Here is a 6,386-nt window from a genome sequence, read left to right as displayed (position 1 = left end):
GAATGTCCACACAGATTTCTTGTTTAGATTGTTAAAGAACGTTGCTAACATGAACATCTTTCGATTTTTCATTCAGCAGCCGTTGACGCTAGGTCGTTGGCTTGGGGTGCGTATTTTACGCTTTCCCGGGTTGGCGTCAAGTGTTTTTTCAAACTTTCTTTTCGCCTTGAATTCTGTGTTTTGAAGCACTTAATTCAACCTGACTCAGTAACCGCTTGCGCTGTCTGCCGTGTCAGTGGATGCGCATTATAGGCACCACACGGTTTTGCGCAAGGCCTTTTTTAAGGTTATTTGTTATTTTCGGCTTGTTTGCGGATAATTTAGCCTGACCAGCTAGTTTTTAAGCATTATACTGTCACAAACCATGAATATATAAGGATTGTTATGTCGACTAATATAAGAACTTACCAAGGAATACACCCTGATTTAGCTGATAACGTCTATGTTGACGAGTCTGCAGTGCTGGTTGGTGACATTAAATTAGACCATGACGCGAGTGTTTGGCCATTAGTTGCTGCGCGCGGTGACGTAAATAAGATACGCATAGGTAAACGCAGTAATGTGCAGGACGGCAGCATATTACATGTAAGCCGTAAGTCTGCGGCAAATCCTGATGGGCATCCATTGATTATTGGTGATGATGTCACTATTGGTCACAAAGCAATGTTACATGGCTGCAAGATTGGTCATCGTGTACTTATCGGTATGGGTGCAATTTTACTTGATGGTGCAATAGTAGAAGATGATGTGATTGTGGGAGCGGGTTCATTAGTTCCTCCCAATAAGGTTTTGCAGAGTGGTTATTTATATGTTGGCAGCCCATGCAATCAAGTGAGGCCATTAACTGAAGCCGAACGTGCATTTTTGCCACAGTCTGCTGATAACTATGTTCGTTTAAAAAATGAATACTTAGTAGACCTACAACAATAAGCCTGTTCGTTTAATGTAATGGATCGATTTTTCTTGGTCCATTGCATGTCCCCACTAAAATACCTTACTCCACACATTTTTTTATACTATCTGTTGATAAACTAATGTGGTCTTATATGATAGTAACTCATTAAGTTATGCTGTACTGCGTGTTTGATTGTTGCAACTAAAAATCTAAGAGTCACTATATTGAGCTTTATTGCTAGATAGAGTGACTACATACAGTTTTGAATGCTAACCAGTATCGCTGAATATTTAACAAGGATGGTTAAGTGAAAACCCAAAAACGCGTTTCCACCAAATATATCGGCTATCTTGATATTAAGCAGCACTTACTACTCTTGGTCATCCCTCTATTACTTATCAGTATTATTTCATTTACAGCATTTGATACAGGTAGTGCTTATCAATTCCTATCTCTTATTGGTTGTGGTTACACTACCTGTTATGCCATCACATATTTTGTCCATAGACAAAATATGTTACGCCTTTGGCAACATTTGGAACATGTAATCCACATTAACGATACGACTTATGAGCTAGTCAATTTATCGAGCCAATACGATTCAGAACAAGCTTTTTTGGATGCACTACTACTAAAAGCAATAAGTGTTATAGATGATGCTGAAATGGGCAGTATCATATTGGTAGATAATCAGACTAATCAGTTACAGTTTGAATCTGTTATTGGACTCAATATTGATGCCTTGCAAAATATTAACTTTACCCTAAAAGACACTTTTCTATATCGATTGACTCAAGGACGTTGCCATAAAACCGTTGTCATTAGTAACATCAATGCTAAAAACCCCAAGCAATATGATCAATTTGTGCTACCAAATGCTTCAATCAAACCAATTTGTTCCACCTTGTCTAGCCCCATCCGTATTGACGGAGAGCTTTACGGGATGATGAATTTAGACAGTAGCAAGATGGAAGCCTTTGGTGATTACGATATAAATCTGGTGAATATTCTTACATCAGAAGCCGCGAACGCAATTTCACTGTACCAAAAGTCTAAAAAAATTGAGCTCCTGGCTGATTATGATGGATTAACAGGACTGTATAATCGCAAAAAATTTGATGCAACAATTCTACAATGGCAACACCACCCAGAGTTAGCAAGCTATATCATTATTTTGGATATGGATAACTTAAAGCCATTAAATGATCAGTACGGACATCAAGCCGGGGACGATGCATTAAAGGCTTTTGCGCAATCACTAAAATCAATGTGGCATCCACATTTTTTAGTCGCTCGATATGGCGGTGATGAATTTATTGCACTATGCCGTGGCCCCATCGATGTCTTAGAGCAGCAAATAACACAACTGCAGCATGACCTAACGCTGTTAAACCCCGCGATTCATTTTAGCTATGGACTTGCCCAGTATAATCAAGATTGGTCTAACGCGTTTAAACAGGCAGATAATAATATGTATAGCCAAAAGCGACTGAAGAAACAACTGAATCAGCCTTAAGCTAGAATAATATTACCACTGTCACTAAAAGCTTCTTGTTCAATCAATGCTTCTGCTTGGTCTTCAAGGTCAAAACGACATTGCTCAAATAAACACACGGCATTACTTCCACTCACAATTTGCTTGTCGCAAAGCTCACTGATGGCCGAAAAACTGGCATAACAGTTGATATTAACCCCTTGCTGCTGAGCAACAAACTTCACTTGATTGGTTTCGAGGTAGACTTGATCGGTAAATATCACGCTTTGATTCATTAGTCAGCTGCCTTTTGTGCTAATGATTCACGCAGTTTTAGCATAACCGAACCCGTATCAGGAGTAACCCCACGCCACAAACTAAAGCTTTTTGCCGCTTGACCAACCAACATACCTAGCCCATCAGCGGTTTTACGAGCGTGTTGTTCTTGAGCCCATTGGTTAAAGACTGTGGTTTGTTGGCTGTAGGTCATGTCGTAACAATCTGTTGTTTCATCAACGATAACGCTAGGTAAGGAAATTAATTGTCCAGATAGACCAGCTGAAGTTGAGTTAATCACTAAATCAAATGGCGATATTAGCTCTTCAATGGGTTTAGCAAAAAAGTTACCATACTCATTGAATAAGGCTTGAAGTTGCTCTGCTTTTTCGTGGGTCCGATTACAGATAATCAACTGAGCAACATTGTGTTGTAATATCGGTAAAATGCAGCCTCTTGCCGCGCCACCAGCTCCCACCAATAACACTCGCTTACCTTTCAGCGAACCGAACAGCATTTCTAGGTCATTCACCAAACCAACACCATCGGTATTGTCACCGCCAATTTTACCATCAGGCAAATTAAACAGGGTGTTTACCGAGCCTGCGAGTTTAGCCATCTCACTGAGTTCGTCACACATGGCAAATGCTTGCTCTTTAAAAGGTGCAGTAACATTAGCGCCTTTACCACCATCGGCAAAGAATGCCGTTAACGAAGAGTCAAATTGATCGACCGGCGCGAGAATAGCTTCATAGCTCAAGTCTTGCTGAGTTTGCTTGGCAAACTCAGTATGTATAAATGGTGACTTACTTTGGGCTATTGGGTTACCAAATACAGCATACTTATCTGTCATTCGCTTTGTCTCTTCATTAACGATTTAGGGAAACGCCCCACGTAAATCGTGAGATGCTATCGGCTATAGGCTTCAGGCATTGCCGTTTTTTGTAAATAGCGATCACGGAGCTTGTCTTGACGACTGTCTGTGCTTTGCTCCTCTCCTGCAATCCACATCTTTTGCACTTTACTACTGAACTCGAAAGGATCGCCGCTCCATAATACTAAATCGGCAGGCTTGCCGACCGCAATCCGCCCAGAGTCTAAATGAAAAATATCAGCCACATTTGCCGTCACAGAAGCCAGAGCATCATCATAATTCATCCCGTTAGCAACCGCATTACCAGCACTAAAGCGTAGTGCGTAAATACCATGACTATCACCGGGTAATGCAATGGCTACTTTGACACCCGCGTTTGCTAGTTTACCTGCATTTTCGAGTGAATTATGCAATGCATCAAAACTTTCTGGTAAGTTACGCATGCTATCAATAACCACAGGGATGTTTGCTTGCGCGAGCTTATCAGCCACTAATACAGCATCAGCAGCATTGACCAGGATAAGATCTATGCCTAAGTCTTGTTTAAGTTTAATTAAATGCAAAATATCGCTGGCACGGTCGACGTCGATAATTAATGGTTTTTCACCCGCGAGTACCGCGTGAATAATCTCATCTTCACGGCTTGGCACTTCGCTATCATCTTCAGCTGTTTTTTTCGTTTTACTCTTTTTGGCTTGCGCTTTTTTAGCATCTTCAAGTTTATGGATCAATTGCTGCATTCCTGCTGCACGAGAGCCTTCTTCTTTGGCACCTAATGCAACCACTAATCCGGTGTTAGCGGCCAGTATACTGTCCCAATCACCACTTAAGTCTACGGTAAATGTTTGTCCTGCAAAAATGCCTTCGCCACCACCTGATGACACTACATTACGAGTTATCCCGCCTTTGCGAGCAAATGGCACTGTAGATGCCTTGGGGTTGTAAGCTAAACTAGGATCAAAAATGACATCCGCTTCTTTTTCGTAAGCATCACGTGAAGAGGCTACCGCACCGATTTCTACTAAGCCTAAATCATTCATACTCGCGATAAAGCCTGGAGTTAATATTGCCCCTTTAGCATCTATCACGGTATCAGCTGTCGGTGACGCCGGATTTATGGCCACAATAGTGCCGTCTTCAATCACAACTGTGGCATCAGTTAATACGCCTTGTTCTGTGGCGGTATGCACTGTGGCATGGATAATTGCTACGCTTTCAGCTTGAACTACACCGCAACTTAACGCAAAGCTGATAGATAAACTCAAGGCAAGTACTGATTTATTAAATAATGTCATTGTCTTGCTCCTTATTGTTGACCTAACATAAAGTCACTTTGTGCCTGGTAGGCAGGGTCTTGGCGGTCATACACTTTTGCACCATCAATAAATACCTGATCAGCTTGAGCGTATACGCTAAACGGATTGGTATTCCATACAACCACATCTGCATTTTTACCCTTTTCGAGTGAACCGGTCTTATCGCTAATACCCAATGATTTTGCCGCATTAGCAGTAATCCAACCAATTACGTGCTCAGCTTTTAAGTCAAAGCCGTTAGCATTCGCGTTATTCATAATTTTTGCCGTTTCTTGATTAAGGCGCTGAATGGTTACGCCAGAGTCTGAATGTACGACAGCACAAGAGTTTTTAACGGCATCGACCATAGCAACATTTTCAAGCACCATGTCGTATGCTTCGAGTTTAAAGCCCCACCAATCTGGCCACATAGCAGCACAGTTACCATTCTCAGCAAGCAAATCGGCAATTTTATAAGCTTCTACCGCATGATGGAATGTACCTGCGTGATAACCGAACTCCTTACCTAGGTCGATCATCATTGCCATTTCTTCCGCTTTGTAACAATGGTTGTGAATTAAAATATCACCTTCAAGCACACCTTTAAGCGTGTCTTTCATTAAGTCGCGCTTAGGTGCTACAGGGTTATTACCTGCGGCATAGTCAGCATCATATTTATCCCAAGCACGTTTGTATTCTGTTGCTTGAATAAACGCTGTACGGTAACCCGCCATATTACCCATACGAGTCATAGGTAATTCGTTACGGCTGCCATATAAAGATTTAGGATTTTCACCACAGGCCATTTTTAATCCATAAGGCGCGGCTGGGAACTTCATCGCTTGCATAGTCGTAGCAGGAACATTTTTGAGTGTCACCCCACGGCCACCAATCAGGTTGGCTGAACCAGGTAAAATTTGTAGCGTAGTGATGCCACCTTCTCGGGCACGATTAAACCCAGGGTCTTGTGGCCATACACTATGCTCTGCCCATACCTCAGCGGTTACTGGGTTGGTCATTTCATTACCGTCATTGTGTGACTCGGCATTGGGACTTGGATAAACCCCTAAGTGTGAATGCACATCAATAATACCAGGGGTAATCCACTTGCCTTTAGCGTCGATAACTACAGCATCTTCAGCGGAAAGCTGTTGACCAACTGCGCTAATTTTACCGTCTTTAATTAATACATCGGCATCATCAATACGTTCACCAGTGCCGGTTAACACAATGGCATTTTTTAACAGTGTGGTTGAATTAGGCAGTATTTGATAAGTACTTGGATACGGATTGGCATTGATTGTGATTTTAGGGTCTTGTTGTTCTGCTGGGCTACAACCTGCAATTGCAGTTGATAGCGCCACAGCAACCAAAGAAGGCATTAATTTTGCCATTGGGATCTCCTGTCTTATTTTGCGACTAATCTAACCAAGTTAACTGCCGAAATACAGCCTAATCGTTAAATAATTGGTATCAAAACGTTAACAAAAAAATGATCCTGCCATGACATTGATTTAGATATAATAACCCCGACACTCTTAAACACTGACTTAAACACTGACTTAAACACTG

Annotated in this window: 6 protein-coding genes; 2 read left to right on the top strand and 4 right to left on the bottom strand. The window is 41.7% G+C overall.

Annotation, left to right across the window (positions count from 1 at the left end; genetic code table 11):
- Nucleotides 1–384 precede the first annotated feature (384 nt).
- Nucleotides 385–930: a gamma carbonic anhydrase family protein gene (locus AAEY97_RS15430; protein ID WP_350999808.1), complete on the top strand. Its 546-nt coding sequence runs from the start codon at nt 385–387 to the stop codon at nt 928–930.
- A gap of 272 nt (nt 931–1,202) precedes the next feature.
- Nucleotides 1,203–2,411 (top strand): sensor domain-containing diguanylate cyclase, encoded by a 1,209-nt coding sequence (locus tag AAEY97_RS15425; protein ID WP_335692848.1) that lies wholly within the window; start codon nt 1,203–1,205, stop codon nt 2,409–2,411.
- Here AAEY97_RS15425 and AAEY97_RS15420 read toward each other — a convergent pair.
- Genes AAEY97_RS15420 through AAEY97_RS15405 form a run of 4 tightly spaced genes read right to left on the bottom strand, consistent with a single transcriptional unit; the run spans nt 2,408 to nt 6,208 of the window.
- Complete coding sequence (locus AAEY97_RS15420) at nt 2,408–2,665, bottom strand: DUF1488 family protein (RefSeq protein ID WP_162021972.1); 258 nt, start codon at nt 2,663–2,665, stop codon at nt 2,408–2,410. The genes AAEY97_RS15425 and AAEY97_RS15420 overlap by 4 nt on opposite strands.
- On the bottom strand, nt 2,665–3,498 hold the full coding sequence (aroE, locus tag AAEY97_RS15415; RefSeq protein ID WP_101087387.1) for a shikimate dehydrogenase: 834 nt from the start codon (nt 3,496–3,498) through the stop codon (nt 2,665–2,667). Before aroE ends, AAEY97_RS15420 begins: the two co-directional genes overlap by 1 nt.
- A gap of 56 nt (nt 3,499–3,554) precedes the next feature.
- Nucleotides 3,555–4,814 (bottom strand): amidohydrolase family protein, encoded by a 1,260-nt coding sequence (locus AAEY97_RS15410; RefSeq protein ID WP_350999803.1) that lies wholly within the window; start codon nt 4,812–4,814, stop codon nt 3,555–3,557.
- 11 nt (nt 4,815–4,825) lie between these two features.
- Nucleotides 4,826–6,208, bottom strand: a complete 1,383-nt coding sequence (locus AAEY97_RS15405; protein ID WP_350999800.1) for an amidohydrolase — start codon at nt 6,206–6,208, stop codon at nt 4,826–4,828.
- Between the last annotated feature and the right edge of the window lie 178 nt (nt 6,209–6,386).

The organism is Shewanella sp. TB7-MNA-CIBAN-0143, assembly GCF_040310065.1.
Lineage (GTDB): Bacteria > Pseudomonadota > Gammaproteobacteria > Enterobacterales > Shewanellaceae > Shewanella.
This window is presented reverse-complemented; position numbering and strand designations above follow the sequence as displayed.